This window comes from Pontibacillus marinus BH030004 = DSM 16465, from assembly GCF_000425225.1.
GTDB lineage: Bacteria > Bacillota > Bacilli > Bacillales > BH030062 > Pontibacillus > Pontibacillus marinus.
In genome coordinates this window covers 16,875-42,079 of sequence record NZ_AULJ01000038.1, presented here as the reverse complement: position 1 = coordinate 42,079, position 25,205 = coordinate 16,875, and the positions used below count along the sequence as shown (strand labels likewise).

31 protein-coding genes and 1 riboswitch are annotated in these 25,205 nt (G+C 39.1%); of the genes, 23 read left to right on the top strand and 8 right to left on the bottom strand.

Features of this window, described 5'->3' with window-relative positions; all coding sequences use genetic code 11:
- Positions 1–106 precede the first annotated feature (106 nt).
- On the top strand, positions 107–304 hold the full coding sequence (locus tag H514_RS0108975) for an SE1561 family protein (protein ID WP_027446668.1): 198 nt from the start codon (positions 107–109) through the stop codon (positions 302–304).
- On the top strand, positions 301–930 hold the full coding sequence (locus tag H514_RS0108970; protein ID WP_027446667.1) for a hypothetical protein: 630 nt from the start codon (positions 301–303) through the stop codon (positions 928–930). Before H514_RS0108975 ends, H514_RS0108970 begins: the two co-directional genes overlap by 4 nt.
- Before the next feature lie 41 nt (positions 931–971).
- On the opposite strand, the gene H514_RS0108965 is transcribed toward H514_RS0108970, so the two are convergent.
- Positions 972–1,997: a cytochrome d ubiquinol oxidase subunit II gene (locus H514_RS0108965; protein ID WP_027446666.1), complete on the bottom strand. Its 1,026-nt coding sequence runs from the start codon at positions 1,995–1,997 to the stop codon at positions 972–974.
- A 6-nt stretch (positions 1,998–2,003) separates the two neighbouring features.
- On the bottom strand, positions 2,004–3,335 hold the full coding sequence (locus tag H514_RS0108960) for a cytochrome ubiquinol oxidase subunit I (protein WP_027446665.1): 1,332 nt from the start codon (positions 3,333–3,335) through the stop codon (positions 2,004–2,006).
- A 133-nt stretch (positions 3,336–3,468) separates the two neighbouring features.
- Here H514_RS0108960 and H514_RS0108955 point away from each other — a divergent pair, with 133 nt between their 5' ends.
- The 5 genes from H514_RS0108955 to dnaN all read left to right on the top strand — a co-directional run bounded on the left by H514_RS0108955 (position 3,469) and on the right by dnaN (position 6,679).
- On the top strand, positions 3,469–4,224 hold the full coding sequence (locus H514_RS0108955; protein ID WP_027446664.1) for a serine hydrolase: 756 nt from the start codon (positions 3,469–3,471) through the stop codon (positions 4,222–4,224).
- Between the two features lie 3 nt (positions 4,225–4,227).
- Positions 4,228–4,623 carry a GNAT family N-acetyltransferase gene (locus H514_RS0108950; RefSeq protein ID WP_027446663.1) on the top strand — a complete coding sequence of 132 codons (396 nt, stop codon included), beginning with the start codon at positions 4,228–4,230 and terminating at the stop codon, positions 4,621–4,623.
- A 234-nt stretch (positions 4,624–4,857) separates the two neighbouring features.
- Complete coding sequence (locus tag H514_RS0108945) at positions 4,858–5,136, top strand: hypothetical protein (RefSeq protein ID WP_027446662.1); 279 nt, start codon at positions 4,858–4,860, stop codon at positions 5,134–5,136.
- A 20-nt stretch (positions 5,137–5,156) separates the two neighbouring features.
- The gene (locus tag H514_RS0108940; protein ID WP_027446661.1) at positions 5,157–5,483 is read left to right on the top strand and encodes a DUF2834 domain-containing protein; all 327 of its coding nucleotides are present in this window, start codon (positions 5,157–5,159) and stop codon (positions 5,481–5,483) included.
- 89 nt (positions 5,484–5,572) lie between these two features.
- Positions 5,573–6,679 carry a DNA polymerase III subunit beta gene (gene dnaN / locus H514_RS0108935; RefSeq protein WP_027446660.1) on the top strand — a complete coding sequence of 369 codons (1,107 nt, stop codon included), beginning with the start codon at positions 5,573–5,575 and terminating at the stop codon, positions 6,677–6,679.
- Positions 6,680–6,767: 88 nt separating this feature from the next.
- Here the strand turns inward: dnaN and H514_RS0108930 are convergent, their stop codons facing one another.
- The 3 genes from H514_RS0108930 to H514_RS0108920 form a co-directional block, all read right to left on the bottom strand.
- A complete protein-coding gene (locus H514_RS0108930; protein WP_036842116.1) occupies positions 6,768–7,562 on the bottom strand; it encodes an anti-sigma factor in 795 nt (264 codons plus the stop codon).
- Positions 7,555–8,124 carry an RNA polymerase sigma factor gene (locus tag H514_RS0108925; protein WP_027446658.1) on the bottom strand — a complete coding sequence of 190 codons (570 nt, stop codon included), beginning with the start codon at positions 8,122–8,124 and terminating at the stop codon, positions 7,555–7,557. The genes H514_RS0108930 and H514_RS0108925 overlap by 8 nt, the downstream gene beginning before the upstream one ends.
- Before the next feature lie 162 nt (positions 8,125–8,286).
- The gene (locus H514_RS0108920) at positions 8,287–9,219 is read right to left on the bottom strand and encodes a hypothetical protein (protein ID WP_027446657.1); all 933 of its coding nucleotides are present in this window, start codon (positions 9,217–9,219) and stop codon (positions 8,287–8,289) included.
- A gap of 121 nt (positions 9,220–9,340) precedes the next feature.
- On the opposite strand from H514_RS0108920, the gene H514_RS22795 reads away from it, so the two are divergent.
- From H514_RS22795 to H514_RS0108880, 7 genes are all read left to right on the top strand, one after another.
- Positions 9,341–9,619, top strand: a complete 279-nt coding sequence (locus H514_RS22795) for a DUF488 domain-containing protein (protein WP_324604038.1) — start codon at positions 9,341–9,343, stop codon at positions 9,617–9,619.
- 81 nt (positions 9,620–9,700) lie between these two features.
- Positions 9,701–10,075 (top strand): cupin domain-containing protein, encoded by a 375-nt coding sequence (locus H514_RS0108910; protein WP_027446656.1) that lies wholly within the window; start codon positions 9,701–9,703, stop codon positions 10,073–10,075.
- A gap of 137 nt (positions 10,076–10,212) precedes the next feature.
- Complete coding sequence (locus H514_RS0108905; protein ID WP_027446655.1) at positions 10,213–10,683, top strand: GNAT family N-acetyltransferase; 471 nt, start codon at positions 10,213–10,215, stop codon at positions 10,681–10,683.
- Between the two features lie 3 nt (positions 10,684–10,686).
- A complete protein-coding gene (locus H514_RS0108900; protein ID WP_027446654.1) occupies positions 10,687–11,220 on the top strand; it encodes a ribonuclease FAU-1 family protein in 534 nt (177 codons plus the stop codon).
- Positions 11,210–11,833 (top strand): Type 1 glutamine amidotransferase-like domain-containing protein, encoded by a 624-nt coding sequence (locus H514_RS0108895; protein WP_036842117.1) that lies wholly within the window; start codon positions 11,210–11,212, stop codon positions 11,831–11,833. The genes H514_RS0108900 and H514_RS0108895 overlap by 11 nt, the downstream gene beginning before the upstream one ends.
- A 210-nt stretch (positions 11,834–12,043) precedes the next feature.
- Positions 12,044–12,472: a peroxiredoxin-like family protein gene (locus H514_RS0108885; protein ID WP_027446652.1), complete on the top strand. Its 429-nt coding sequence runs from the start codon at positions 12,044–12,046 to the stop codon at positions 12,470–12,472.
- A gap of 11 nt (positions 12,473–12,483) precedes the next feature.
- On the top strand, positions 12,484–12,936 hold the full coding sequence (locus H514_RS0108880) for an OsmC family protein (RefSeq protein WP_027446651.1): 453 nt from the start codon (positions 12,484–12,486) through the stop codon (positions 12,934–12,936).
- A gap of 342 nt (positions 12,937–13,278) precedes the next feature.
- Here the strand turns inward: H514_RS0108880 and H514_RS22790 are convergent, their stop codons facing one another.
- Complete coding sequence (locus H514_RS22790; RefSeq protein ID WP_231566589.1) at positions 13,279–14,190, bottom strand: HD domain-containing phosphohydrolase; 912 nt, start codon at positions 14,188–14,190, stop codon at positions 13,279–13,281.
- 344 nt (positions 14,191–14,534) lie between these two features.
- Positions 14,535–14,678: riboswitch (FMN riboswitch) on the top strand.
- 191 nt (positions 14,679–14,869) lie between these two features.
- On the opposite strand from H514_RS22790, the gene ribD reads away from it, so the two are divergent.
- The 9 genes from ribD to H514_RS0108830 all read left to right on the top strand — a co-directional run bounded on the left by ribD (position 14,870) and on the right by H514_RS0108830 (position 23,932).
- Positions 14,870–15,958 carry a bifunctional diaminohydroxyphosphoribosylaminopyrimidine deaminase/5-amino-6-(5-phosphoribosylamino)uracil reductase RibD gene (gene ribD / locus H514_RS0108870; protein WP_154657355.1) on the top strand — a complete coding sequence of 363 codons (1,089 nt, stop codon included), beginning with the start codon at positions 14,870–14,872 and terminating at the stop codon, positions 15,956–15,958.
- Positions 15,959–15,972: 14 nt separating this feature from the next.
- Positions 15,973–16,626, top strand: a complete 654-nt coding sequence (gene ribE / locus H514_RS0108865) for a riboflavin synthase (RefSeq protein WP_027446649.1) — start codon at positions 15,973–15,975, stop codon at positions 16,624–16,626.
- A 24-nt stretch (positions 16,627–16,650) separates the two neighbouring features.
- Positions 16,651–17,844, top strand: a complete 1,194-nt coding sequence (locus H514_RS0108860; RefSeq protein WP_027446648.1) for a bifunctional 3,4-dihydroxy-2-butanone-4-phosphate synthase/GTP cyclohydrolase II — start codon at positions 16,651–16,653, stop codon at positions 17,842–17,844.
- Between the two features lie 19 nt (positions 17,845–17,863).
- The gene (gene ribH, locus H514_RS0108855) at positions 17,864–18,334 is read left to right on the top strand and encodes a 6,7-dimethyl-8-ribityllumazine synthase (RefSeq protein WP_027446647.1); all 471 of its coding nucleotides are present in this window, start codon (positions 17,864–17,866) and stop codon (positions 18,332–18,334) included.
- Positions 18,335–18,555: 221 nt separating this feature from the next.
- Positions 18,556–20,487, top strand: a complete 1,932-nt coding sequence (gene nagE, locus H514_RS0108850; RefSeq protein ID WP_027446646.1) for an N-acetylglucosamine-specific PTS transporter subunit IIBC — start codon at positions 18,556–18,558, stop codon at positions 20,485–20,487.
- 53 nt (positions 20,488–20,540) lie between these two features.
- Complete coding sequence (nagA, locus tag H514_RS0108845; RefSeq protein WP_027446645.1) at positions 20,541–21,728, top strand: N-acetylglucosamine-6-phosphate deacetylase; 1,188 nt, start codon at positions 20,541–20,543, stop codon at positions 21,726–21,728.
- Positions 21,725–22,459, top strand: a complete 735-nt coding sequence (gene nagB / locus H514_RS0108840; protein WP_027446644.1) for a glucosamine-6-phosphate deaminase — start codon at positions 21,725–21,727, stop codon at positions 22,457–22,459. The genes nagA and nagB overlap by 4 nt, the downstream gene beginning before the upstream one ends.
- Positions 22,460–22,473: 14 nt before the next feature.
- Complete coding sequence (locus H514_RS0108835; protein WP_027446643.1) at positions 22,474–23,199, top strand: GntR family transcriptional regulator; 726 nt, start codon at positions 22,474–22,476, stop codon at positions 23,197–23,199.
- A 10-nt stretch (positions 23,200–23,209) separates the two neighbouring features.
- Entirely contained in the window at positions 23,210–23,932 is a 723-nt protein-coding gene (locus H514_RS0108830) for a sugar isomerase domain-containing protein (protein ID WP_027446642.1), read from the top strand.
- A gap of 56 nt (positions 23,933–23,988) precedes the next feature.
- On the opposite strand, the gene H514_RS24300 is transcribed toward H514_RS0108830, so the two are convergent.
- Together H514_RS24300 and H514_RS0108820 are read right to left on the bottom strand one after the other, a co-directional pair.
- Positions 23,989–24,087, bottom strand: coding sequence for a YjcZ family sporulation protein (locus H514_RS24300; protein ID WP_081672973.1), 99 nt, complete (start codon positions 24,085–24,087; stop codon positions 23,989–23,991).
- Positions 24,088–24,172: 85 nt separating this feature from the next.
- The gene (locus tag H514_RS0108820; protein ID WP_027446641.1) at positions 24,173–25,168 is read right to left on the bottom strand and encodes a YeiH family protein; all 996 of its coding nucleotides are present in this window, start codon (positions 25,166–25,168) and stop codon (positions 24,173–24,175) included.
- Between the last annotated feature and the right edge of the window lie 37 nt (positions 25,169–25,205).

Here is a 25,205-nt window from a genome sequence, read left to right as displayed (position 1 = left end):
ACAAGAAGACTTACCGATAGGTAGGTCTTCTTTAATTGCTCTATTTTTATTGATATCATAAGGACACAAACTATTAAACAACGTAGAGGTTAGGGGAGGAATAAATATGGGGAAGGCAACAAATGATCGTTCATCGCAAATGATCTATCTTCAAAACCGAATCCAAATGCTTCAGCAAGTCATTGAATCCATGGATGGAGAGACAGCTGATCCATCTGATCTCGATCGTTTGTTAAGCATGATAGAGGATCTTAGGTTAAAAGTAGAGCGGTATAAGAAGGATTGGGAGGAAGGCCGTTCATGAAAGAACTTAAATCAATCCTTTTAGCGTTTTGGCTGTTATTTATTTGTTACGCTTTATTTCTTACACCCGTAGAAGGGAATTTGAATTATGTCGCAACATTGTTCTCTTTAGATGAACCTGAACCACTTATCATGGCTGTTTTCTTGTTACTAGGTGTGTGGCCTGTAGTTTTTGGGCTACTCTTGTTAGAAAATGATCAATCAACTATTTCAGCCTGGCCCTATGTTATGTTCTCCTTTTTATTTGGTGCATTTGCGCTTTTACCCTACTTCATTTTTCATCGGGATCAACGTAAAAGAGAAAATCGAACGTCCAATCGCACACGTGAATTGATTAAAAATCCTTTCTTCCCTTTCTCAATCCTGATATTTACTATGATTTTTATCATTTATGGGCTTGTCTATGGAAATGTTGGAGTCTATCAAGAGGCGTTTGTTAACTCCCGTTTTGTCCATGTTATGACGCTTGATTTTTGTGTACTTACTCTACTTTCTGTAATGGGGATTAATCACCATGCTTATCATAGAAATGGTCATGGAACTCGTTTTTCTTTACTTGGGTTTATTCCGATTATCGGGGCGCTCGTTTATTTATTTATTACTCATTGGCAAGATAGTGAACGTTAGTACAGGCTTACCGTTTTATAAGAAAGCCTGTACTTTTTCACCTACTCTTGCTTTACATACCGTTTATCTTTAAGGAAGAGTCTCCAGAATAAAATAAAGGCCGGAACAAGTATAGAAAGGCCGATAATATATGCAATTAATAGCTGATAAAACATTGCTGGATTTGTAAAACCATCACTGATTGTGAGGTGTGGATAAACCATATAGGGTAAGTGAGCGGATCCATAAGCATAAATGGCAAAACCGTATTGAAGAATAACAGCAATAACTGCCCACCTCGTATAGCCGACCTCTCCGTTTGGTTTTTTAACAAATAGAAGGATGTAACCAATTAAGAAAAACGCGATGGACATGCCGAATCCGTATAAATTTTCACCTACATTATCCACAAGCCAAGAGGCCTCGCTCGGCATAGTAAAAATGGTTAAAACCGCAATGACCATGGTTAATGGTCCTAGCCAAATTGTATGCATACGATATGTCCTGAACGCACTCTGATCTCCTGCTTCACGGGCATAATCTGTTAAAAACAAGGCCGATAAAAATAGTTCTGTACTTAAGCCAAATAGGATATGCATGTAAGTGGTAGAGCTCGACAATAGTTTTCCATACATAAGTTGTGGATACCCATTCTCCATTTCTATAAATCCACCTAAAGTGATGGGTAAAATACTCACAAGTAATGCAGGTATCAACAATCCAGTCAGTCCTGAAGTTACCCTGAGCATGTCACCAAACTTCTGAACATGATGGGCAAAAACCATGAAGGTCGTACGAATCGTTAATAAAATTAAACCTAATCCAATTGGCACAAGTAAAAGTGTTCCGAGCATAGACGTTGCAAATGGAAAGAAACTCACAAGAGCAACAACGAGTAAAACAAGGAACACGTTGGTCACTTCCCAGGTTGGGGATAAGAATCGATTAGCGATTGCAGAGGCGTTTGTGTTTTTATTTTTCCCATACACCATCCCCCAGAACCCTGAACCGAAGTCAAGTGATCCCAGCATGGAATAGACGAACAAAAAGCTCCAGAGAATCGTAACTGCTATTAAAGATTCTTCCACAACCTATCACACTCCTCGTTGCTCTAATTCTTTTTGTACAGGGTTGCGCTTAAAATAAAATGACATAACAAAGACTGTTACGAATAACAGCACTACGTATAGAGATATAAACAGGACGAACAAGACTCCTACATTGTTCGCTTTGGTTGCAGCATCTGCCGTTTTTAATACGTTTACGATTGTGTAAGGTTGTCTACCGATACAGCTGAAACACCAACCTGCCTCAATCCCAATTAATGCAAGTGGGCCTCCAGCAACAAAAAGAGCAAGCACCCAACCCGGCCAATCCTTTTTCAAGACATGACGCCAGAAGATTGCAAATAGAGATAATGCAATAAGTACACTGCCGATTCCTACCATCACATTAAATAGTGTATGGACATATAAAGGTGGCCAAAGCTCCTCAGGATACTCATTTAAGCCTTTTACTTCTGTATCAAAGCGGTCTCCAGCTAAGAAGCTTAGTGCATATGGAATTTCTATAGCATAAAGGACCTCTTCTTTTTCCCTTGAAGTCCAACCTCCAATGGATAAAGGGGCATAGTCTGTTGTCTCAAATAACCCCTCTGCAGCGGCTAGTTTTCTAGGATTATACTCATGAAGCATTTGAGCCGTTTCATGTCCATTTATGGCTGTGGCAAGGGACATGAAAGCACCTAGATAAACGGCGATCATAAAACTTTTTTGATGGTACTTTCGTTCTTCGGAAGAAATACTAGAACGTAATAACCGTAATCCAGCTATAGACCCAATTAAAAACGCAACTGTCATATATGCAGATACAGCTACATGGGTGGCTGTTACGAAGAAGCTAGGATTGAAAAAAGCTGCCCAAGGATCTACGTTTATCACTTCACCATTAGCTGTCATTTCGAAGCCTGCTGGTGTATTCATCCAAGCGTGGGCATCCGTTATTAATATAGCTGATCCAACTGCTCCGATTGCGACAGAAATTATGCTCACAAGTCTCATCCATGCAGGTAAACGGTCAGCTGCATACAAGTAGATGGACATAAATACAGCTTCAATTAAGAAGGCAAAAATCTCGATTTGAAAAGGTAATGCAATGACTTGGCCGACAATCTCCATAAAGCCTGGGAAGAGTAAGGACATTAAGACACCAACAATTGTTCCTGAAGCGATGGCCACGGCTAAGAGAATGGCAAATCCTTTCGTCCAGCGTTTTGCCATTAAAGCATAGTCCTTATCTTTTTTGATTATGTACATAACCTCAGCAATGATGATCATAAGAGGAACTCCTACACCAATTGTTGCGTAGATAATATGAAAACCGAGCGATGAACCAAACAAAGCACGGGCCAAATCTACTGTATCCACAAGCTTCACCTCAGTTTTGCTTTCTATGTATTCTATCTGTCCTATTTATCCCGAATTAGGTAAAAGTTATGCACAAAACAAGGAATATCCACAACGCTCGAGAATACATAATCAAGAAGGGAGTCATACAACTGTGGATAAACTTATAGACTGTTTCAAAAAACAATCTGGAACATGGGGGATATCGGTTCACTCTGCTCAAGATCTAGATAGATCTATACAAATTAACGAGTTGGAGACGTATCCACTCGCATCAGCTGGAAAGGTAGCAATGGGATATGGGATCGCTAAGTTAGTAGAGGAAGGGGAGATGAACTGGGACGACGTAGTGTCTGAAGTAAAGGTGGATCCACGAGAAGATAGTGAACAACTTTATCCACACTGGCAAAGGCGTGATACTTTGCAGCTTAGGCAAGTTGTAGAGGGGATGATTGCGTGTCATGATGTGGAATTAGCAAAGGCTTGTGCAAATCAATTGGGAGGCTTTTCTCGTATCCAATCTCAGATCGACAAGAATTTTTTGAGTATAAATGTTACAGAGGATCCCCGTGATGAGGAAAATCGTGGACAGCTTGTGGAGATTGCAAAATTAGTTCAAACGATTTACAACAGTTATCAACAAGATCCTGATACATGGGAACCTGTTATTCAGGGGATGGTACGGATGCAAGACAAGCATGTAAGAATTCCATATTATCATCAAGTCAATATGACAGGTGGGTTACCTGGGTCATTAATTGAAATCAGTGTATTAGGAGCTTTTCAAGAAAATCCCTATATTGTGGTGATTGCTGCTAAAGGTTTAGAGAATAGAGAAGAAGCGGATCGTTTGGTGGATGATATCATGTACCCTCTTTATAACATGTGGAAAAACAAGAAGGATGAGTGATTAGTGGAGATCAATAGTTATGGGGAAAGAGTTATCCCCGCCAAAAGTGTGATTAGGTTATATCAAAATGTTGGATGGTGGGAAGATATGAAAGAAAGCGAAATAGAAGACATATTAGAGAGAACAATCTCAGTAGGGGCTTGGATTGATGATGAATTAGTTGGATTTGCTAGAGCTGTATCTGATGGGAAGTTCCGAGCCTATGTAGAGGATGTTGTCGTCCATCATCAATATCGCCGCAAAGAAATAGGAACTCATATTATTGAACGTTTGCTACATGAGTTGGAGCATATCGATATTATTAGCTTATTTTGCGACGAAACGTTGATCCCATTTTATGAAATTGAGGGATTTCGAAGTAGTTCATCTCAATATGTATTACATCGTACAAAGAAATAAGATAGCCGGAAGGTTGGGCAAAGAGAGAGGGTATCTGTTGAGCGGAAAAAGATTATATCAAAAAGAGATCGATACGTTTCTAGCTTTAGTATAGTTAGAAAGCGTATCGATTTTTGATTTGATTGATCTATAACACAAGGATATATTGAATGATAAAAGCCCATGACACATAAAAATAGTGTTGTGGGTTTTTATGGTAAATATGGAATCTAATAGGTGTTGGGGGTGAGAAGCTTGAAAAATAAAAAATTATGGCTGGGTGTACTTCTTTTTATCTTTTTTCTCTACTCGTATATTGATATAGGTCTTTTCTTGGAGGAATTTGTATTTGATCCACATCCTGAAAATGATGGGAAACTAGTTTTATATATTATCTTACATATATTCGAAAGTCTTCAAGAAGGTATTAAACAAGTAATCGATTTCCTCTTATCTTGGAAAGGTATTGCTTTATTGGTCATTTACTTTACACAAAAGAATGTGAGTAGAGTTATAAATCTGAAGAGCGACTAATTACTAAAGAGGGGGATTAGATGAGAAAGGTCTATTTCATTCTAGCTGTTATAGGTGCTATTCTACCCTATTATTTCTTTACCAGCTTTTTAATTGAACACGGGCTGGATCTAAATTTAATTATCAAGCAGCTATTCGCTAACCAAATATCCACATTTTTTGCTGTAGACTTTCTTATTTCTTGTGTAGTGTTTTGGGTGTTTATGTTTGTTGAAACAAAAAAATACCAAATAAAAGAATGGTGGATATGTCTGATCTTGACGTTAACAGTGGGGCTTTCTATGGCATTACCCTTATTCCTTTTCTTCCGCCACCCGTATATTCATGAACATCAACATAATCAATAATGAATCAAAATCGTTTTTATTATCATAAAGGAATTGGCGATAGAATTATCGAATATATGTTTGGGTTAAATTTATCTAAGGAGAATATTATGGAATTTTATATGAAGCAATCCCATGGCCGAGAAGCTTTAAAAGATGTAGGGAGGGCTATTTCAACAAAGACCACAATCCCGATCTTAACAGGTATTTTCATTAAAACTTCTAAGGAAGGCGTAACGTTTATCGCAAGTAACTCGAACATTATTATAGAAAGACATATCCCAAAAGAGGATGTCGATGTGGTTGAATTTGGGAGTATTGTGGTACCCTCTCATCATTTTATAGAGGTGGTAAAGAAGCTTCCGGACCTTATACACATCTTAACTAAAGATCTTAAAATGTACATATCTTCGGATGACATTCAGACAAGTTTAAATGGAATGGACCCAGAAGATTATCCGAAACTCCCTAATATTCAAGAAGAAGCATCTTTCCAATTTTTAGGTAGAGATCTTCATCACTTAATTCATTCAACCGTATTTGCTGTATCGAAACAGGAATCTAGTCCAGCTTTAACTGGAGTAAATCTATCAATAAAAGATGGGGTGCTGCAAGCTGCAGCAACAAATTCGCACCGTTTAGCTTTGTCCAAACTCCAAATCCAGGACTCTTTAATGGGGGATTTGATTGTTCCTGGAAATACTTTAAATGAATTAGACAAATTACTTTCTGACAGCGAAGAGGTACATGTTGTTTTTTCAGATGCGAATATAAGCTTTCAAGCACAACGATTTACCCTCTATTCAAGATTGATAGAGGGTAAGTTTCCGAATGTATCGGAATTGATTAATGTATCTTCATCTACTTCCCTGCTTTTAGATCGTACTGATCTAATGAAGAGCATAGACCGGGCTTGTTTATTTGCGAGTGATTGGCAGCATTATAATGTAACAATGAAGGTGATTTCAAAAGGTCGACTCAATATTTATTCAAATTCAAGTGAAGTTGGGAATATACAGGAAGCCATTAGGATAGAGAAAATGGATGGAGATGATTTCCAAATAACATTTAATGGATCTTTTATGATGGAGGCTTTAAAGACGTTAAGGAATGATAGGGTGAAATTAGGTGTAGGTGGTGCAATGCGACCGATTACGATACAAGGAGAGGGTGAACAGAATCAGCTCCATCTGATCTCACCAGTGAGGGCTTATTAATGTTATGTAAGAGGATCAAGAGCGTATTGAATTTATCAATATAAATGAAAAGACCCGAACCATGTATTTCATGGTTCGGGTCTATTTATTAAAACTTGGAGCTTAAGACGACATTTCCTCGTGGTTTTTTGCTTGTTGCATCAGGTTCTTTTGATATGGCGATCATATCCCATGTTTTATCATTAGGAAGCTGTTCCATTGAAAATGAAACGGCACCTTCACCATTTTGGTTTGCAACGAAGCTTCCTGCACGATAAGGAGTTTCTCCTTCAAGCAGCCATACCTGATATACCTCTTCTCCCTCTAATTGTTGAAGGTTTTGGGCATCCACAGATAAAACTTGGTTTTCATTTTGTTTAATGATAGAGGCAGTTGCCTTACCAGAAGCTTGGCCTTGTAACGTAACACGACGAACAACTTGATCGATTGATTCTTCTTCTGGATCTGGTTGTGTAGTTTCGGGTTCTTGTAAAAAGGCATACATATTTCCGATAAGCGATAACATTAACGCAGCAGCTAGTGTAGTAACCATCCATGGTTTTATTCCTCGTGGCTGTTTTCGAGTGTAGCGTGATGCTAATTCATTTTCAGATTCCTCTTCATAATCGGATGATACTGCTGAGTGATTGGTTGATGAGCTTTCCTGAACTTCATCTTTTGTAATTTCTTCACCAAAAACACCACTTAAAACGCGGTCTTTCATTCCTACAGCTGGTTCTACAGGTTCCGAAGCAAACGGTAGGTCTTCTGTCATTTCTTGAAGTTCAGCTAGTTCTTCCTTACAATCTGAACAGGTTTCTAAGTGTTGTTCAAAAGCTTCTTCCTCTTCTTTTGAAAGTTGACCATTAAAATAATCTATTAACAGATCACAGTTATTACGCATCACGCACACCCCCTTTCTCTTTGATGTTCGATAACTCTTTTCTTAAATGTTTTAAAGCTAAGCGTATTCGTCCCTTCACTGTTCCGAGGGATAAATCGCATTTATTTGCGATCTCTTGCTGAGTTAACCCTTTGAAATAAAATAATCTTATAATTTTGCTTTGATCTTTAGATAATTTCTTTATGGCTTTTCGAATAAGTTCTCCCTGTTCTCGCCATTCAGCTAAATCTTCAGCTGAAGGTTCTTCTTGGTGCAGTGTATCCCGTTCTTCTTCAAGAGAATAGTTATGGTTCTCCTTTTTCCGAACGGTATCAATACTGGTATAGCGTGTAATCGTCATGATCCAAGAGGAGAATTTCCCTTTAGACTCATCGTAAGTAGCCCTTTGAGTCCATAGTTTGATAAAGACCTCTTGTAAAATTTCTTCTGCCATTTCTTTTTGACCACATGTTTTATAGGCAAAAGAAAATAATAGTTTTTCATACTTATCATAGATCTCCTCTAACGCTTGTTTATCTCCATCAAGGACCCTGTGATAAAGTTGTAAATCCCGATCACTCATAAGATTCTCCTTTATTTTCTCGGCATAAGGCTAGGATAGCATAGGGGATATCACATTTTATACTTTTCTGTAAGTGATCTTCGCTAAGCAATCGATTGAGCTGTATAGTTAGATCACTCTTCGGTGAAAAATGGTTTAAAAATTAAATGATAAGGGTATAAGTTATAGTTTGTTTTCCGTTTCCAATCGATTGAATCGTTTAAGGCCCCCTAGTGTGCCAAGTGTAAGAACGCCTGTCCACTCACGTTTTGCTTCTTCCCATACATCCATATAATCATTCCATGCCCATGTTGGCTCTACTACACCATGCTCTTCAATTTTCTCTACAAAATAATCTAAGTTATCTTCGACTTTAAATTGAGGGATGCCGTATGTTTTCGATTCAGGACTTGCTACAAATTTAAGAGGGAATGGAACGTACTTCTCCCAATTTTCACGGTCTAGTTTTACAACAGCTTGTACCGCACGTTCCAGTTGTTTCTCCACTTTCTCTGTACGCTGTGATGGAACCATAGCGAGTAGGCGTAAGTAACAATAAATCTCATGTTCTGATGGAAACTCTTCCAATTCTAAAAAGTGTTGAACCGCCTGATCCACAAGTTTGGGTACATTTAAGGCTGCTACATAGTGTTCAAAAATATGGAGGTAGCCAATTAACTCTGCACTAGGGTTCCCCCAGTTGTCATCAATCCATGACATCCCGTTATCATGTACCGACCACCAAAAGGCGTGTGGATAATCATTTATTTCTTTAGGAACAGCCAACCAGCCTTGACGTTCTTCAAGAAAAGAATATTCCAGGTAGCGGATTGCTTCTTGAATCATGGTTTCAGCTTTAGGTTGGTCAGCGAATTGAATTAAATGTTGAAGACCTACTGATGTAGCCATGGGGGAGGATTGAGGCATGCGAAAGTCGGCTTCTAAACCATGGCCAAACCCACCATCTTTATTTTGGAATTTTGAAAGTTCATCTAGGACATCATCTGCTGAACCATTTTCATACTCGTATGAGAAAAGAGCCTGCTCCAAAGGGCGTGCTTCTGTCATGATCCAGTTTCGTGCTTGTTGAAATGTATTTTGGGATAAAGTTTTCATGTATTATGCCTCCTAAAAATCTTTCTTCTTTCTAGGATACAAGAAACGATTATGAAAATCCTTTTTGAAAGAAGGAAAAAGGGAAAAAGAATGGAAGAAATAAAGGTTAGGAGGAAATTCGATGTCAGTACAACTCAAAAGGATCTATGAAAATGTTTCCAAAAAGGACGGGAAACGAGTGTTAGTGGATGGCATCTGGCCAAGAGGTGTTTCAAAAGAAGACGCACAGTTGGATGAATGGTTAAAAGGCATTGCCCCAAGCTCTGACTTGCGTAAGTGGTTTTCTCATGACCCTAATAAATTTCCAAAATTTAAAAAGAAATATAAGCAAGAGTTAGAAGAAGATGATGATAAGAAAGATGCTTATCAAAAGCTAAAGAGTTGGGTTAATCAAGGATAAGTAACCATTTTGTTTGCTACAAAAGAAGAAAATTATAATCATGCTAAAGTACTTGAAGAACTTTTACAGGGGGGAGAATGAATGAAGTTTTTTCGCTTTGATGAAAAGGTAGCAAAGCCGATTACACAATACGAATCTACGTTTTCTATGTCACCGTTACTGTTAACAGAGGAAGGGGCGCATGTAGGATGTATGCACATCCCTCAAGGTGGTATGGTTGGGGAGCATCAGGCAGCTTGCGACCAGCTCTTCGCTGTTATGGAAGGTGAAGGTTGGGTTTATGGAGAAGATGGTGTTACGTATCCGATTCAAAAAGGGACTGCAGCTTTTTGGGTGACAGGAGAAAGCCATGCTTCTGGCTCTGAAAAGGGTATGACAGTGATGGTGATTGAATCAGGGACATTAAAGCCAGAGGACAGAATGCAAGAAGTAACCTTACAACCTCAAGACATATAAATGGAGAAGAGATGCATATAAAGAGTTGGTTTCAACTTTTATATGCATCTCTTTTTATTGGTTTACCTAAAATTTCCTTATTTAACTTTAAAATAATTTGAAAATTTGAAATAATAATTGATGTAAGGAGGAGAACAATGATGTACACATTTCAACCGATGACTCAAAAGGAAGCAGAACATATAGCAGGTCAGTGGCATTATGAAGGGAAGTATTCCTTTTATGATATATCAGCAGATGAAGAAGACCACGAGGAATTTTTAGACCCTAAACAGCGAGAGGGTAAATCCTTTAGTGTTTATAAAAATGGTAGCTTAATTGGCTTTTTTAGTTTTACTAAACCTGAACCAAATGTTGTAGACATTGGCTTGGGATTACGCCCGGATTTAACAGGTAATGGAGAGGGGCAATACTTTTTAGAGCAGGGGATTGATTATGTAAAAGATTCTTTTTCCCCTCAAAAGCTGACGTTATCTGTAGCTACCTTTAACGAACGTGCGATAAAAGTCTATGAACGAGTTGGATTTAAAAAGGTTCAAGCCTTTATGCAAGATACAAACGGAAGTACCTTTGAATTTGTAAAGATGGAATATGAGGTGGGTGAGTGAGGGGTGAAGGTTAAATACGCAGACCGCTCTCATTGGAACCGAGTGAAGGAACGCTCCTTTTCAGTTCATCATGAGAATAGTGAGTCGTTCCAAGGTGCAGTGGCAGTCTTACATATACATAAAGTACAAACTAGACTAGTGATTCCATATGAAGACAGTAATATTTGTATCGCGGATGACGGGTACGTATGGGTGCAGCATTTTCCGAAAGGTGAGCATTTTACGGTTACGGCTATGATTAACCAAAATGGAAATGTTGTGCAATGGTATATTGATATGATTCATGCGTATGGTGAAACGGAAGATGGTATCCCATGGTATGAAGATTTATATTTAGATGTAGTAGCATTACCAAATGGGGGTTACTATACACTGGATCATGATGAATTAGATGCGGCATGGAGATTAGGAGATATCACGAGAGAACAATATGACTTAGCACTGAGAACGCACAGAAAAGTAACAAGTTTATTGGAATTAGGGCAATTTGATATCTTAAGAGAAGCGGAAAAATGGGTGGGTAGTGATGAAATCTGATATTTTATTAACCTCCAATGGCTTTTTCACTGATGAAATTAAAGAGTGCTTTATGAAAGTTATTGCGCATAAACAGGATACTGCTACAGTTATCATAACGACCGCATCGAAGGAAAAAGAACAGAACAAATATGCACGAAAAGCTGAGTCGGATTTGTTGGAAATGGGAGTAAGTGTAGTGGACTTTTTAGATGTGGAACATGATGCTCCTTCGTTTATTCAAAACTACTCGATCATTTACATCAATGGAGGCAACCCTTATAAACTTCTGTATCACCTAAAAGAAAGTGGTGCAGACAAAGATTTATTCGATTTTGCTGCCCAAAAAGAAGGGGTGATTGTTGGAGTGAGTGCAGGTGCCATGGTTCTAGGTCCCCATATTAATTTGGTTAACGTCTTCACTCCATTTATGAATGAAGTTGGATTAAGAAATTTTTCAGGGCTTTACTTACATGATGATATTATTTTTCCTCATTATGATAGAGAGGACCTCTTTCAATCGGACCAAACTATTGAAGAAAGGCTAAGAGAATTTGAGTCAAGTTATGATTGTAATGTTATCAGGATGAAGGACAGGGATTTTTTGTTGAAACAGCATTACATAAAAAAGTGATGATTTAGCAAACATCACATCGTACCATTTGGATTATGTGATTAGATTTCGGTATGATAGGGGGTATAGGTGGTGAAGCCAATGTCCAAACCAATCTTAGAAGGGCAGACGGATGAGAGAACCTTAGGTCAGGTTATTGAAGGTCAAAAGACAATGGTTGTTTTCGTGCGTCACCTTGGTTGACCGGTTTGTCGTGCTTATCTCACGCAGTTGCGTGAGCGAATAGATGAAGTTGAATCCAAAGAATTTCAGGTTGTCGCCATTGCTCCATCAAGTGCATCGTTTATCGCGCAATTTATGGAGCACTTTGGGCCATTTCCATTCGGTATATATGGAGATCCTTCCCGACAACTATATAAAGAACAAGGTACTGTGACAATGCCAAAGTGGAAGCTACTATCAAAAGCGCTTTGGGGTGCAATGACAGGCAAGGTGAAGAACTTCCTGCCTAACAATGAAAACCAAAAAGAATTTGTAAAAGAATCAATGAAAACGCAGGATGTCTATATTCAAGGTGGAACCTGGTTATATGATCAAAAAGGTCAAATGATCTGGCATCATATTGATTCATCACCAGAGGACCATGCACAGCTAGACAAAGTCTTGCAATACATGGAGAAACATAACAGCGAAGAGTAGGAGGAACCAACATGGCAAAACATCATTTTCACTTAAAAGCTGACTGGCCAGGTGGGCGAAACAGTGTAGGTACAATTGAAGCAGACAAGTTGAAGACAGAAATCTCTGTTCCAACAGAAATGGACGGGCCTGGTATTGGGACAAACCCAGATGAAATGTTACTAGGAGCAGCAGCTACGTGTTATATCATTACACTCGGAGCAATGATTGAACGCGCTGGTCTTCCGCTAGATGAGATGGACATGAGTTCAGAGGGTGTAGTAGATGTAACAAAAGGTGTGATCACATACGAAGAAATCATCCACCGTCCAGTAGTAAGGCTAAAGCCAGAAGCAACAATGGATGATTTAACCAAGCTACAGCGAATCGCAGAAAAAGCAGAAGAAAGTTGCATGATTTCCCGGGCTATTAAAGGGAATGTGGATGTAAGACTAGAAGCTGACTTAACTGTTAATGAAGGATAAAAGGCTCCATATTATGGAGTCTTTTTAGTTTAAAAAATCAAATGCTTTATATTGAATTTAGAGAATCGACTATTTCTATAATGCTTTTTGGTTTTCACCAACAGAATGAGACTGAAAGCACTCTATAATTAAGCTTCTTTCGCTTTCGTCTGGAGTTTTGAACGTGGTTAAGTCTACATCAATTATTTACTCATGATCATCAAGGACAATTATTCCTTCAAAAGTTCGTGTTCCTTTTTTGTTTGGTAGTTCCAACTCAATCCACCATAGTAAACCTTTTCAAGTGATTTGGTGTTTATTAATTTCTTTATTACTGAAACCTTACTAGTCTAATATTCTTTATCAAATTTCTTGAATCATGTAATCTGGAATAACTATATCTTCCCTCATATCAGTGAATACTTTAACTAAGTTTCCATCAAACTGTCTCCACGAACACTTATGCAATTCTTCGAAAGCGTCGTCATAACTTAAGGTATTTTTTTTATAATTGCGCTGATCAATTGTCATAGTGTCAAAGGCGTCGCAAATCGAAATAATTCGACCCTGTATTGTGATTTCATCGCCTACTAATCGACGCGGGTACCCCTTGCCATCCCATCTTTCATGATGATCTCGAATAAACTTGGCTGCCCTAGTCAATCCAAGGTGTTTCCTAACAATCACGTTTCCTATATGACAGTGGCTTTGAATTATAGAGAACTCTAGATCACTTAGTTTTTCTGGTTTCAATAAAATATTACTAGACAACCCCATTTTTCCTATATCATGCAATAATGCAGCTACTCGTAAGTCCTCATCATAACAGTTTACCCTTTTTGCTAACATACCGGAAAGAAACATGACACGTAGAGAATGATATTTAAACATTTTAATAATTTCATTATCTTGAGCAATATCATAAAAAAGGCTTTCTGGATCCCGTCCTAAACCACTGAATGTAGCGTAATCATCAATGTTATTATCTTGACTTTTATTAATTTCTTTACTCCCCATAACATCAATTTCTTCGTTCTGTCGTAGTTCAAACACTTCATCAACGTTAGTAAATATTTCGTTAAATGATAACCTTTCATCCCTTTTGTTCATTATAAATTTAATGATTCTTAAATCTAGATCATCAAAATATTTTTCTCCATTCTCAATAAGGGCTTGATGGTTTAATCGGAATTCAAGCTCATTCATCCAGTTTTCAATAACGTTTGGGCTCTTCTCTACAACAGAAGAAATCTCTTGTAGGCTGTATTTTTTCATTTCCTCTACTACAACTCCTTTTAATATAGGATTTTGAATTTACACTTATTTCGTTTAAAGTGATAAAATGTAAAAGCAAAATTTTCTTATATTTTATCATGGTTAATATTTTCCTTCTGTTTTTTTGCTTAAGTTTATATAAAATTAATTCTTTAGTCCTCGCGTAACCCATTTATTCCCAATCAGCTAATGCCATTGATGATGCAACGTTTAGTTGGAATTGGTGGTTTATTAGTTAAACAAATTAGATCCCATAATTATACAACAGACTCTATCTCTTGAAATCTAAATATATATAAGGGTATTATGAAGATACAACTTAATACAACCATCCGTTTCTTAACGGATGCCTTCGGGGTCGGGTGCAAATCCCAACCGGCGGTGATCAAGCTTGTCTTGCTAGCCCGCGACCCGCATAGCACTGCTTTGCGGCTGATTTGGTGAGAAACCAAAGCCGACGGTAACAGTCCGGATGGGAGAAGGAAGTCGAACGAGTCAGGAGAGTACTGATTTTTTTGAACTGCTTGTAAAATTCTGCAAGTATGTCCGTTTTATAAATGATGACTCAAGCACAGGTGAACTGTGTCTTTTTACACAAATTCTTTCGTGACTAAACTTAGACCCTGGGGAACGTATATCTTCCTCAGGGTTTTTTAATATTTTTTAGGGGGTGAGAACCGTGAATCAGGATGAACAATATATGAAATTAGCTATCCAAATGGCAGCTTCCACTAAAGGGCAGACGGCACCCAATCCATCGGTTGGCTCTGTTGTTGTCAAAAATGGTGAAGTCATTGGTATGGGAGCGCACCTAAAAGCTGGTGAGGCTCATGCTGAAGTACATGCATTGAATATGGCTGGTGAGCGTGCGCAAGGTGCAACCATCTATGTAACACTTGAACCATGCAGCCATTATGGGAAGACGCCCCCATGTGCTGAAAAGATTATTCAATCAGGGATATCCCGTGCTGTTGTAGCGACACTTGATCCGAATCCAAAAGTTGCTGGAAGAGGCATTAAAATGCTTGAAGATGCAGGGGTTGAAGTGAAGACACATGTCTTAAAAAAGGAAGCAGATGACCTGAATGAAGTGTTTTACCACTGGATTCAATCCAAGCGGCCTTTTGTCACGTTAAAAACTGCGATGTCACTAGACGGAAAAATCGCTACGACAACTGGTGAAAGCCAATGGATTACGGGCGAGGAAGCACGTAGAGATGTTCATCAATACCGTCATATACATGATGCAATTCTTGTTGGTGTAAATACTGTTATTCAAGATAAACCGAACCTCACCACAAGACTCCCTCATGGTGGGAAGCATCCGATTCGCGTTGTGCTCGATACGCATCTTCGAACACCGATCGACACGCCTCTCATTCAAAACCCCGAGGCCCCGACTTGGATTGTAACAGGTAGTGAAGTGGAGAAAGAAAAAATTGATCGTTTTACACATTACGAACATGTAGAAATCATTCAGCTTTCAGAACCGACGATATCAATAGAAGAAATATTGCAACAGCTAGGAGAGAAGGACGTAACCTCCGTATTTGTAGAAGGTGGCGCAAAAATTAACGACGCTTTTCTTAGAGCAGGAGCAGTCCAGCAAGTCATTAACTATGTCGCACCAAAGCTGATTGGTGGTCAACAATCTCCAACTCCTATTGGAGGAGAAGGGATTGCGAAGCTTTCGGAATCCATGCAGCTTACCATCACTGAAGTAACCCAGTTAGGGGAAGACGTAAAAATCATTTCAAAACCAATTTAGGCAGGGGGGATCCCATGTTTACTGGAATTATAGAAGAGCTTGGCACAGTGAAACGTATCCAATCGGGTCAAGAATCGATGGAAATCATTGTGCAAGCCAGTAAAATCCTTGAGGACGTTCATTTAGGTGATAGTATATCCGTTAATGGTGTGTGCTTAACTGTGACACACTATACGAAAGATGAAGCAAGCTTCGATGTAATGCCTGAAACGTTTAAAGCAACGAATCTAAATGAACTATCAAAGGGTAGTAAAGTCAATCTAGAACGAGCCATGAAAGCAGATGGTAGATTTGGAGGACATATGGTATCAGGTCATGTTGATGGCCTTGGGACCATTACAAGCAAAAAAGCGGAATCCAATGCTGTTTATTATGACATTGAGCTTCCAACTGAATTACTTGATTATTTTGTTTATAAAGGATCTGTCACCGTTGATGGCACGAGCCTAACGGTTTTTGGCGTAAATGATAAAGGGATTACGATCTCTCTAATTCCACACACAATGGAACACACCATTATAGGGGATAAAGGCGCTGGTGATCATGTGAACATTGAGATCGATATGTTAGGCAAGTATGTCGTGAATTTTTTAACAAAACAATTTGGTTCAGATAAAAAGTCATCGTCCATTACAGAGTCCTTTCTACAAGAGAACGGGTTCATGTAGGTTGAATAAATGGGAGTGAAGAACATGTTTGATAAAATAGAAGATGCCATAAGAGATCTTCAGAATGGCAAAATGGTTATCGTGTGTGATGATGAAGATCGAGAAAACGAAGGTGACCTGATTGCATTAGCCGATAAAGCAACACCACAAGTGATCAACTTTATGATTACGCATGGAAAAGGTCTTGTGTGTGCTCCGGTTTCTCAGGATATAGCTGAAAGTCTTGAACTTTTTCCGATGGTAGAGCGAAACACAGATCCACATGGTACAGCTTTTACCGTTTCCATTGACCATAAAACAACGAGCACAGGAATTTCAGCGGCAGAGCGGTCTGTAACGATCAAAGAAATGCTGAACCCTGAAGCAAAGTCGCAGGATTTTAAACGTCCTGGACACATCTTCCCGCTCCTTGCTAAAGAGGGAGGCGTACTTCGCCGTGCAGGGCATACAGAAGCGGCTGTAGACTTGGCGAAGCTTTCCGGGTCAAAGCCTGCAGGTGTAATCTGTGAAATCATAAAAGATGACGGAACGATGGCACGAGTGCCTGATCTTCGTGAAATGGCTAATGAGCATGATTTAAAAATGATTACGATCCAGGATTTAATCCATTACCGTAATTCAAAGGATAAGCTTGTACAAAGAGAAATTGAAATTAATTTACCAACTGAATATGGAGATTTCAAAGCGATTGGTTATTCCAATGTTGTTGATGATAAGGAACATATCGCTCTTGTTAAAGGAGACATTAACCCAGATGAGCCGACACTTGTACGTGTTCATTCTGAATGTTTAACAGGTGATGTATTTGGTTCGTACCGTTGCGATTGTGGACCTCAGCTTCATGCTGCCCTTCAACAAATTGAAGAAGCTGGAGAAGGCGTTCTTCTTTATATGCGCCAAGAAGGCCGTGGCATTGGATTAATCAATAAAATGTATGCCTATAAACTCCAGGAAGAAGGCCTTGATACAGTAGAAGCAAACGAAAAACTAGGATTCCCACCTGACCTACGTGATTATGGAATTGGAGCGCAAATTTTACGGGATCTAGGCATCTCTAAAATGAAGTTGCTTACAAACAATCCTAAAAAGATCACCGGTTTAAAAGGATATGGACTCGAAGCAGTAGATCGTGTACCAATTCAAATGGAAAAGCGTAAGGAAAATGAAAAATACTTGAGTGCCAAGCAAAGTAAGCTAGGTCATTTATTTCACTATTAAATTTTAGGAGGCCAATTCAATGGGACAACAATTTGAAGGACACTTAGTCGGGACAGGATTAAAAGTAGGAATCGTCGTTGGGCGTTTTAATGATTTTATTACAAGTAAGCTTCACGGTGGTGCGATGGACGCTTTCAAACGCCACGGTGTTAGTGAAGATGATATTGATGTAGCTTGGGTACCAGGCGCATTCGAAATTCCTATGATTGCAAAACGCATGGCGGATACAGGGAAATACGATGCTGTGGTTACATTAGGTACAGTTATTCGCGGTTCAACTCCACACTTTGATTATGTTTGCAGTGAAGCGGCTAAAGGGGTTTCCCAAGCTTCTATGCAGACGGGTGTACCTGTTATTTTCGGTGTCATTACGACTGAAACGATTGAGCAGGCAATTGAACGTGCTGGTACAAAAGCTGGTAACAAAGGCTGGGAAGCAGCTACAGCAGCGCTTGAAATGGCGAACTTGAATAAAAGCTTTGATATGTAAAGATAAAACGCTTGGAGCAAAACAGCTCTAAGCGTTTTTCTTTTTAAGGAATAGATAATCTTAACCTCTCCACAGAGGACATAAAATGATCACCTTTGATTCATAGTAAGAGTGAAAAGAATAGTGGCATATATAATTGGTATAGACAACTATATGTTAAGATGATAATATGACGTTGAAGCGTTTTCATCATTTTATTTTCAGCAGGAGGAAGATTAAACATGCTTAATTTCTTACAACGAATCGGGAAATCATTAATGTTCCCAATTGCAACTTTACCTGCAGCAGCCATTCTTGTGCGACTTGGTATGGAAGATATGTTGAATATTCCATTCATGACGGCAGCAGGGAATGGAATATTGGGGAATCTATCATTGATCTTTGCAATTGGTATTGCAATGGGATTTGCGAAAGATGGTAGTGGAGCTGCTGCATTGGCCGGTGCGATCGGTTACTTAGTGTTAGACAGTGGTATAGAAGCTATTAATGAAGACGTCAAAATGGGCGTTTTTGCAGGTGTCATTGCAGGTATAACAGGTGGAATGCTCTATAATCGCTTCCATGATGTGAAGTTTCCAGATTACCTCTCCTTCTTTGGAGGCAAGCGGTTTGTGCCTATTATCACTTCCGCTGTTATGGTTGTTCTTGCATTTATATTTGGTCATTTGTGGGTATATCCACAGCAAATTTTAGACTTTACAACGAATTGGATCTTAAACTCTGGTGCTGCAGGTGTAGGGGTGTATGGTGTACTCAACCGTCTCCTTATTCCAGTAGGATTGCACCACGTTATTAACGCATTAATTTGGTTCGACTTCGGTTCCTTTACGACAAGTGGAGGCGATGTGGTCCATGGGGAAATCAATCGCTTCTTAAATGGTGATCCTGAAGCGGGTTACTTCTTAGCAGGATTCTTCCCTGTTATGATGTTTGGTCTTCCCGCGGCTTGTCTTGCGATGTATGCTGCAGCGAAGAAACATCGTAAAGCAGCTGTAGGAGGCATGTTCTTAAGTATTGCATTAACATCATTTTTAACCGGTGTTACAGAACCGATTGAGTTTTCATTCATGTTCTTATCACCTTTACTATATGCGGTACACTCTGTTCTGACAGGTTTATCAATGGTTATCGCATATCTATTTGAAATTCGTCATGGCTTTGGATTCTCAGCAGGTTTAATTGACTACGTATTGAACTTTGGTATTGCTGAAAATCCATTAATGCTACTTCTAATAGGAATATTGATGGCGGCAATATACTTCTTTGTATTCTATTTCCTTATCGTGAAACTTGATCTGAAAACACCAGGTCGTGAAGATGAGGATGAAGACTTTGTAGAAGAAACGCAAGAAGTTGGGCAACCAAATGATGAAACGGATGATTTTGATACAAAAGCATATTATTACCTAGATGCATTAGGCGGACCAGATAATATTGAATCTCTAGATTATTGTACAACTCGCTTAAGAATGCAGTTGAAAGACAGAGATCAAGCGAATGAAAATAAACTTAAAAGATACGGATCTAGAGGTGTAATGAAAGTTGGAAAGCGCAACTTACAGGTTATAGTAGGAACAAGTGTAGAATTTCTTGCTGAAGCCATGAAGAAACGAATGGAACAAGGGAATATGAATCCGCCACAAGAGCAGGGTCAAACTACAAATTCTGAGAATGACAAACCTCATGATCGTAGTCTTAGTGGGAAAGACTTTGTGATGCCGATGGATGGTAAGGTTCTTCCTTTAGCTGAAGTTCCAGATGAAGTTTTTGCACAAGGGATGATGGGTCAAGGTTTTGCTGTCGATCCTCAAGGGGACACATTCCATTCTCCGGTAGATGGAAAAGTGGTTCAGGTATTCCCAACCAAACATGCTATTGGATTAGAATTAGAGAATGGATTAGAAATCCTAATTCATATCGGACTGGATACAGTGAAGCTGAATGGTGAAGGTTTTGAAACACTAGTAGAAGCTGAGCAAACGGTAAAACAAGGAGATCCTTTAATTCGAGTTCAAATGGATGAGGTAAGAGAGAAAGCACCTTCTGTTATTACTCCGATCATCTTTACAAATCTTGAAAATGAAATGGTTACCCTTCATAAGTCCGGTTCTGTTCAAAAAGGAGAATCAGGAATTATTACAGTGGGTTCATAGGTTGATGGGAGAAGCATAATGCTTCTCCCATTCAAACGATGAGGAGGAATAAGATGCAAGGAATCATTGAAATCACGAATGTTAACATTATTTCAGAAACCCAAGAAATCGATATGGGATCATTACAGATAAAAGACGGCAAGATCAATCAAATCTCCTCTCAATTTATTGGGGGAGCAGATCATGTCATTGATGGAAAAGGTAAAAACTGGACGCTTCTACCGGGGTTTGTTGATGTTCATATTCATGGAGCTAACGGTCATGATGTAATGGATGCAACAGAAGAAGCTTTGTCAGGAATGGCTTCACAGCTGCCTAAGGAAGGAACAACAAGCTTTTTAGCAACAACGATGACACAATCTGATGAAGCTATTTCAAATGCCCTTTCAAATGCAGGGGAATATGTTGATGACCAGCCTGAAAGTGGTCAGGCTGAATTATTAGGTGTTCATTTGGAAGGTCCATTTATTTCAGAGAAAAAAGTAGGAGCACAACCTATTGATCATGTTGTTCCTCCTTCCATTGATTTATTTCAAGCCTGGCAAAAAGAGAGTCGAAACCATATTCGATTGGTGACACTAGCCCCTGAGGTAGAGGGGGGATTAGACTTCATTGAACATCTAACCTCTCAAGGTGTTGTGGCTTCCATTGGTCATAGTGATGCGACGCTAGCCACTGTAAATCAGGCAGTTCAAAAAGGAGCTCGTCATATTACACACCTTTATAATCAAATGAGTGGGCTTCATCATCGTGAGCCAGGTGTAGTCGGAGCAGCATTTTTGAATGATGATGTGAAAGTCGAAATGATTGTCGACCATATTCATGTTCAAAAGGATGCTATTCATATTGCCTATCAATTTACAAAGGCTGATCGAACAATCCTGATTACGGATGCTATGAGAGCAAAATGTCTTCCGGAGGGAACTTATGACCTTGGTGGGCAAGATGTTATTGTCAGTAATGGAGAAGCACGTCTTGCAAATGGGGCATTGGCTGGAAGTATATTAACGTTAGAAGAAGCCGCAAGAAATATGAAAGCAGGAAATAACCTCTCCTACGCAGACCTTGCAGCTATTACTTCTGCTAATGCAGCTAAACAGTTAGATGTATTTGATCGCAAGGGGAGTATATCAGTAGGGAAAGATGCTGACTTGATTTTATTAGATAATCAAGATCAGGTTATTATGACGATTTGTAGAGGCACTATCTCCTATGATCAAAGAGGTGAAGAAGCATCATGAATGTTAAGGTTTTAGAAAACTATGAGGAGCTCAGTCAATTAGCAGCTTCACTCATAGAACAACAAGTTCAAGAGTATCCTCAGTCCGTATTAGGTTTAGCGACAGGGGGAACACCTCTTGGAGCATACAAACATGTGATCAGAAGATATAAGCAAGGGAATATTGATTATTCTAATGTTTCTTCTATCAATTTGGATGAATATGTAGGTTTAGACAAAACCCATTCCCAAAGTTATCATTTATTTATGAAAGAACAGCTTTTTGACCATATCAATATCCGAGAAGATCAGACGTATATACCTGATGGAAAAACAAGCAGTCTTTATCAAGAGTGCAAGAGGTATGAAGGAATTATAGATGAGATTGGACCACCAGACCTTCAATTACTTGGGATTGGGGAAAATGGTCATATAGGATTTAATGAACCAGGTACTTCTTTTACTAGTTTGACGCATATTGTGAATCTGGAGTTATCAACCCGACAAGCTAATGCCAGGTTTTTTAATTCATTTGATGAAGTACCGAAGCAAGCGATTACGATGGGGATCGGTTCCATCCTTAAAAGTAAACAAATTGTTTTATTAGCCTCAGGCGAGCGGAAAGCTGAAGCGATCAAACGTCTCCTCGAAGGACCAGTAGATGAGCAATTCCCAGCTTCTGCTTTACACGATCATAAGAATGTCACCCTTCTTGTGGATCAAGCTTCCTATCAACTTGTTGAAGGAAAATAAGGGAGAGAGTATGTATGATTAATAAGCAGTCTCCTCTACCAATTTATTATCAAATTATAGAGGATCTGAAGAACAGGATTGAACAACAGGAGTTTAATCCAGGGGATATGATTCCATCAGAGAGAGAACTATCGGAAGGCTATAATGTTAGCCGTATGACGGTTCGGCAAGCCATAACAAACATGGTGAATGACGGTCATTTATATAGAGAAAGAGGGAAAGGTACCTTTGTTTCTGAACGTAAAATTGAACAGCCACTTCAAGGGATGACAGGCTTCACAGAGGATATGAAACAAAGGGGGATGACTGCTAGTAGTAAGTTACTCGTATTTAAGACGATCCCAATACCACAAGATATAGCGACAAAGCTCCAACTAGATATGGAACAACAAGTATATGAAATTAAACGAATACGTTATGCCGATCATAAACCGATGGCTGTTGAAACAACGTATATTCATACAGCGTTGATTCCTGACTTATCAGAAGATCTTGTTCAAGGTTCTTTATACGATTACATTGAGAACACATTAAAGCTAGAAATCGAAAAAGCTTCACAGATGATTGAAGCCACGATTGCAGATCAGCACTTATCAAACTTATTAGAAATTCCACCTGCATCAGCTATTTTACACATGGAGCGTCACAGTTTTTTAAAAGATGGTAGGGCATTTGAAGTTGTTAAATCAGCATATAGAGCCGACCGTTATAAATTCATCAGCGATATTTATCGGACTTGAGGTGACTCTAATGAGCTATTTATCAACCGCTTCAAAAATGCTTCAAGAGCTAGAGGCTTCTACCAAAAAAGATGTAGACGAAGTAAGTGATCAAATGGCTAAGGTCATTAGCAATGGAGGGATCATTCATTTATTTGGATGCGGGCATTCCAATTTAATTGCTCAGGATTCCTTTTATCGAGCAGGGGGGTTGGCTCCCGTTCGTGCTATTAACCTTGAGCCTTTTATGTTACACAACGGTGCTGAGCAAGCCAGTGAAAATGAACGAAAACAGAACATGTTAGAGGATTCCTTTCAACATGAGGATATAAGAAAGAACGATGCACTCATTGTTATTTCAACCTCTGGGCGTAACCCCGTGCCTATAGATGCTGCTTTATACGGGAAAGAAAAAGGGGCATTCATTGTTGGGCTGCTTTCTAAGGAATACAAAAATAATCTAAAATCCAAACACCCTTCCGGCTACCGGTTAGAGGAGGTTGTGGATCATACTCTTGAGACGAATGTTCCAGTAGGAGATGCCGTGATGAGCTATACCGATATAGATGAACCGTTCTCTCCAGTATCTTCTGTTATCGCAACAGCCCTTTTACAAGAGGTGTTTTCTAAAACCATCATAAAATTAAAGGAAAATGGGATAGATCCACCTATTTTAAAAAGTGGCAATGTAGATGGTTCGGATTCATCCAATCAAGCACTGCTTAACAAGTATAGAGATCGGATTTCATATTGATGATTAAGTAAGAAAGGGGAAGAGCTCATCAGCTCTTCCCCTTTTTTAATATCAATTTAGTAATAGCCTCTTCCGCCAAATCCTGCTCCAATAATGATAAGCAAGATGAAAAGCACAACAAGTAACGCGAAACCGCCACCGTAACCTCCAGACATGTAACACACCTCCAACTCATTAAGGAAATGCTTTCTTAAATACTCTATGAAAGAATTCCAAAAATGGGAGGGTTTTTTGCAAATTTTAGAGCATGAAATACGTTACGATGGATAACAGCACAGACGTAATAAACATCGCAAGTAATGGTCGGAGTGTTTTGGTACCAATGCTCTTTAGGTCGACATTTAATCCGAGTCCACTCATCGCCATAGCTAATAGGAATGTTGTGATATGGGAAACGATGGTTAAAGAATTGTCAGGTAGGGGGATTGAGTGCCCAAAAACATAACTACCTAAAAAGCTCATGATGATAAAGCCTAGTAAAAACCAAGGGAAAGACACATTTGTTTCGGCATTTTGGTCTTTGTTTTTACGTTGCATCCAATATACCAGTATGAAGCAAAGTGGAATTAATAATAAAACTCGGCCTAACTTCGCTAACAAGGCCATGGCTAATGCATCTTCTCCAGCTGGAGCAGCGGCTAAAGCAACGTGTGCAATTTCATGAAGGCTTAGTCCAGACCAAATTCCATAGGACTCAGCTGATATAGGTAACAAGGGTCCAATTAATGTGTAAGCAATGCCGAAGATCGTTCCTACAAGTGCAATGATGCCAACACTTAATGCAGTATCCTCTTCTTCAGATTTTATAATGGGAGAAACAGCCGCAATGGCCGCAGCCCCGCACACCCCCGTTCCAACAGCAAGTAACATGGAAATGGTTTTGTCCCCTTTGAACCATTTAGCTAAAAGCATGGTAACAATTAGAGCGAATATGATCGTCCCTGCTCCTCTTACAAGAAGCCCAAGTCCTTCATTAAAAACAACATCTAAATTTAATTTCAGTCCAAATAAGATAATCGCAACACGCAAAAGTTTCTTTGTAGAAAACTGGATACCGGTACGTAGTTGATTAGGGTATCCAAACAATTGTCTGTATAGGATTGCGAGTAATATCGAGGAAGCTAATGCCCCGATATGTTGAAATACAGGAAGTTGAATGAGTAGGAGCCCTAAAGCTGCAAAAACCGCTGTAAATAAAACACCAGATATCCAATTCCTTTTTTGATTTAGATTCATCCGTAACACCTCTTCTACTATCTATGGTATGAGAGTG

Coding starts and splice junctions, on each gene's coding strand:
- H514_RS0108975 (WP_027446668.1), top strand. CDS start 107: ATGGGGAAGGCAACAAATGATCGTTCATCGCAAATGATCTATCTTCAA.
- H514_RS0108970 (WP_027446667.1), top strand. CDS start 301: ATGAAAGAACTTAAATCAATCCTTTTAGCGTTTTGGCTGTTATTTATT.
- H514_RS0108940 (WP_027446661.1), top strand. CDS start 5,157: ATGAGAAAGGTCTATTTCATTCTAGCTGTTATAGGTGCTATTCTACCC.
- dnaN (WP_027446660.1), top strand. CDS start 5,573: ATGGAATTTTATATGAAGCAATCCCATGGCCGAGAAGCTTTAAAAGAT.
- H514_RS0108930 (WP_036842116.1), bottom strand. CDS start 7,562: ATGCGTAATAACTGTGATCTGTTAATAGATTATTTTAATGGTCAACTT.
- H514_RS0108925 (WP_027446658.1), bottom strand. CDS start 8,124: ATGAGTGATCGGGATTTACAACTTTATCACAGGGTCCTTGATGGAGAT.
- H514_RS0108920 (WP_027446657.1), bottom strand. CDS start 9,219: ATGAAAACTTTATCCCAAAATACATTTCAACAAGCACGAAACTGGATC.
- H514_RS22795 (WP_324604038.1), top strand. CDS start 9,341: ATGTCAGTACAACTCAAAAGGATCTATGAAAATGTTTCCAAAAAGGAC.
- H514_RS0108910 (WP_027446656.1), top strand. CDS start 9,701: ATGAAGTTTTTTCGCTTTGATGAAAAGGTAGCAAAGCCGATTACACAA.
- H514_RS0108905 (WP_027446655.1), top strand. CDS start 10,213: ATGATGTACACATTTCAACCGATGACTCAAAAGGAAGCAGAACATATA.
- H514_RS0108895 (WP_036842117.1), top strand. CDS start 11,210: ATGAAATCTGATATTTTATTAACCTCCAATGGCTTTTTCACTGATGAA.
- H514_RS0108880 (WP_027446651.1), top strand. CDS start 12,484: ATGGCAAAACATCATTTTCACTTAAAAGCTGACTGGCCAGGTGGGCGA.
- H514_RS22790 (WP_231566589.1), bottom strand. CDS start 14,190: ATGAAAAAATACAGCCTACAAGAGATTTCTTCTGTTGTAGAGAAGAGC.
- ribE (WP_027446649.1), top strand. CDS start 15,973: ATGTTTACTGGAATTATAGAAGAGCTTGGCACAGTGAAACGTATCCAA.
- H514_RS0108860 (WP_027446648.1), top strand. CDS start 16,651: ATGTTTGATAAAATAGAAGATGCCATAAGAGATCTTCAGAATGGCAAA.
- ribH (WP_027446647.1), top strand. CDS start 17,864: ATGGGACAACAATTTGAAGGACACTTAGTCGGGACAGGATTAAAAGTA.
- nagE (WP_027446646.1), top strand. CDS start 18,556: ATGCTTAATTTCTTACAACGAATCGGGAAATCATTAATGTTCCCAATT.
- nagA (WP_027446645.1), top strand. CDS start 20,541: ATGCAAGGAATCATTGAAATCACGAATGTTAACATTATTTCAGAAACC.
- nagB (WP_027446644.1), top strand. CDS start 21,725: ATGAATGTTAAGGTTTTAGAAAACTATGAGGAGCTCAGTCAATTAGCA.
- H514_RS0108835 (WP_027446643.1), top strand. CDS start 22,474: ATGATTAATAAGCAGTCTCCTCTACCAATTTATTATCAAATTATAGAG.
- H514_RS0108830 (WP_027446642.1), top strand. CDS start 23,210: ATGAGCTATTTATCAACCGCTTCAAAAATGCTTCAAGAGCTAGAGGCT.
- H514_RS24300 (WP_081672973.1), bottom strand. CDS start 24,087: ATGTCTGGAGGTTACGGTGGCGGTTTCGCGTTACTTGTTGTGCTTTTC.
- H514_RS0108820 (WP_027446641.1), bottom strand. CDS start 25,168: ATGAATCTAAATCAAAAAAGGAATTGGATATCTGGTGTTTTATTTACA.